Raw genomic sequence first — 2,055 nt, forward strand, 5'->3', positions numbered from 1 at the left:
TCCAGGGTGCTCTGGAGTAGTTCATGATCACAGAATTTTGCCCACCATTACCGGTTGATGTCAGATATGCGTACCCATTAATGTTGTAGGGTGGGCAAAAACACCAGGGTGCTTTGGAGTAGTTCATGATCACAGAATTTTGCCCACCATTACCGGTTGATGTCAGATATGCGTACCCATTAATGTTGTAGGGTGGGCAAAAACACCAGGGTGCTTTGGAGAAATCTAGATCATCGAAATTTTGCCCACCATTACCGGTTGATGTCAGGTTTGCGATCGCGTTTGGCCGTAGCCATCCTGATTCAAACCTCACTGATTAATCCCTTGCTGGTGGGCAGGCAGTAGCCTTAGGGTGCGTTAGGGACCGGCTCTCCTGGATTTTTGGCCGATTGGCTGCCCGCGCGAAAATATATTAGACTTCGCGGCAGTTGTCGGGAACAGGGAACAGCGGATCACCGGAACAGTGGACAAGAATTGACGCAAAGCGATGCAGAGGTGCGACCCGTGGCGAATTTAATTCGACGACTGTAAGCGCACCTAAGTGGTCTTGGGGAGGCAGCGCGGTCTTGGGGGTTCCCCCCATGAGCGACTGCCGTGGTTTCCACCACTCGCTATTGCATCAAGAACACTATTAGAAAAATACTTTTGCAAGAGGTCTATTGTAACGGGCAAGATGCCCATTCCACCAAGATGCCCATTCCACCAAGATGCCCATTCCACCAAGATGCCCATTCCACCAAGATGCCCATTCCACAGTTAGTTGGTAGCCGTAGGGTGCGTTAGGGACCGGCTCTCCTGGATTTTTGGCCGATTGGCCAGGGTTGAGACAGCCGGTCCCGTAACGCACCAGGATCAGCCATCAGTTTCTTTGAAGTTTGTGATCGCATTGAGATCATCTTGGTGGTGCGTTACGGATGCGATGCTGCTGGCGAAACATTTATTAACACGCTGAAAGCCTTGATATTCAGTGTAATGGTCGAAAAACATTTTATAGTTTTGTAACGTAATCAACGGCAGAATAAGTGTTTTGGATGTTAACTTATATTTCGCCAGCAGCATCCGGATGCGATCGCATTAATTTCCAGATATGCGATCCCATTGAGATCATCTTCGTGGTGTGTTACCGGTGCGATCGCATTAATTTCCAGATATGCGATCCCATTGAGATCATCTTCGTGGTGTGTTACCGGTGCGATCGCATTAATTTCCAGATATGCGATCCCATTGAGATCATCTTCGTGGTTTGTTACCGGTGCGATCGCATTAATTTCCAGATATGCGATCCCATTGAGATCATCTTGGTGGTTTGTTACCGGTGCGATCGCATTAATTTTGAGAAATGCGAACGCGCCCCGCGTGACCAAAGGTCAATCCCATCCAGCTCTCTGCACACTCCCCAGGTGGTGCGTTACGGGGCGGACTATCTCAACCCGGGCGTTGAGGCCACAAATAACGGCAAGCCCGCCCCTAACGCACCCTACGCCTCTCCCGATTCCCGATTCCCGATTCCCGATTCCCGACTCCCGATTCCCGATTCCCTACTCCAAAAGTGCCGCATCAATTCCTAGTTCCTGAAGTTGTTCCGGACTAAGAGCCTTCAATTGTGCCACCAACTGTTGCCGCTTTTGTTGCTCCTGCTGGACTTGAGCCTCAGCGTAGGTTGCCCGCTCCTGGCCAGTCAGTAGTAGATTTCCCTGTCGATCCCACCATCGCAACCAAGGTTGTTCAGCTAAACCGAGATACGTGCCTTGCCATACCCCTAGTTCTACATTCATGCGATTAATGGGATAGTGGTTGCGCTCGTTAGGACTCAGGCGCTCGTAGGTGCCATCTTCCCAGTGGTAAACTTCCAACTCCCCGGTATTGATCATAAAGATGCCGTAGTAGGGAATGCGGATAATTTTTTCGTATACCCAGAATTTCCCGGGTTTTTGAACAGTACCATCTACGGCTTGTAACGGTGTTCTATCCCGTTCTTCCGCACCGGTCCCCGATGCAAACTCTAGGGCAATCAGAGGTGTTATATATTCCCGCCACAACACATAAGAGCGTCTA

7 protein-coding genes are annotated in these 2,055 nt (G+C 50.0%); 2 read left to right on the forward strand and 5 right to left on the reverse strand.

What is annotated here, in order from left to right; genetic code table 11:
* The coding region (locus tag F6K20_RS35915; protein ID WP_287298004.1) for a hypothetical protein at positions 1-313 on the reverse strand (313 nt) is incomplete at its 3' end.
* Positions 314-381: 68 nt separating this feature from the next.
* Here F6K20_RS35915 and F6K20_RS35920 point away from each other — a divergent pair.
* Positions 382-531, forward strand: coding sequence for a hypothetical protein (locus F6K20_RS35920; protein WP_287250552.1), 150 nt, complete (start codon positions 382-384; stop codon positions 529-531).
* Between the two features lie 100 nt (positions 532-631).
* Here the strand turns inward: F6K20_RS35920 and F6K20_RS35925 are convergent, their stop codons facing one another.
* From F6K20_RS35925 to F6K20_RS35935, 3 genes are read right to left on the reverse strand one after another with little or no spacing between them, the layout of a single operon-like run.
* Positions 632-847, reverse strand: a complete 216-nt coding sequence (locus tag F6K20_RS35925; RefSeq protein ID WP_008190891.1) for a hypothetical protein — start codon at positions 845-847, stop codon at positions 632-634.
* 5 nt (positions 848-852) lie between these two features.
* Complete coding sequence (locus tag F6K20_RS35930) at positions 853-1,011, reverse strand: hypothetical protein (protein ID WP_165691847.1); 159 nt, start codon at positions 1,009-1,011, stop codon at positions 853-855.
* Between the two features lie 23 nt (positions 1,012-1,034).
* On the reverse strand, positions 1,035-1,364 hold the full coding sequence (locus F6K20_RS35935; RefSeq protein WP_287298006.1) for a hypothetical protein: 330 nt from the start codon (positions 1,362-1,364) through the stop codon (positions 1,035-1,037).
* A gap of 36 nt (positions 1,365-1,400) precedes the next feature.
* On the opposite strand from F6K20_RS35935, the gene F6K20_RS35940 reads away from it, so the two are divergent.
* Positions 1,401-1,568, forward strand: a complete 168-nt coding sequence (locus tag F6K20_RS35940; protein ID WP_154659980.1) for a hypothetical protein — start codon at positions 1,401-1,403, stop codon at positions 1,566-1,568.
* On the opposite strand, the gene F6K20_RS35945 is transcribed toward F6K20_RS35940, so the two are convergent.
* Positions 1,539-2,055: Uma2 family endonuclease (locus F6K20_RS35945; protein WP_287298008.1), on the reverse strand; the 517-nt coding region annotated here is incomplete at its 5' end. The genes F6K20_RS35940 and F6K20_RS35945 overlap by 30 nt on opposite strands.

This window comes from Moorena sp. SIO2C4 (genome assembly GCF_010672485.1).
Lineage (GTDB): Bacteria > Cyanobacteriota > Cyanobacteriia > Cyanobacteriales > Coleofasciculaceae > Moorena > Moorena producens.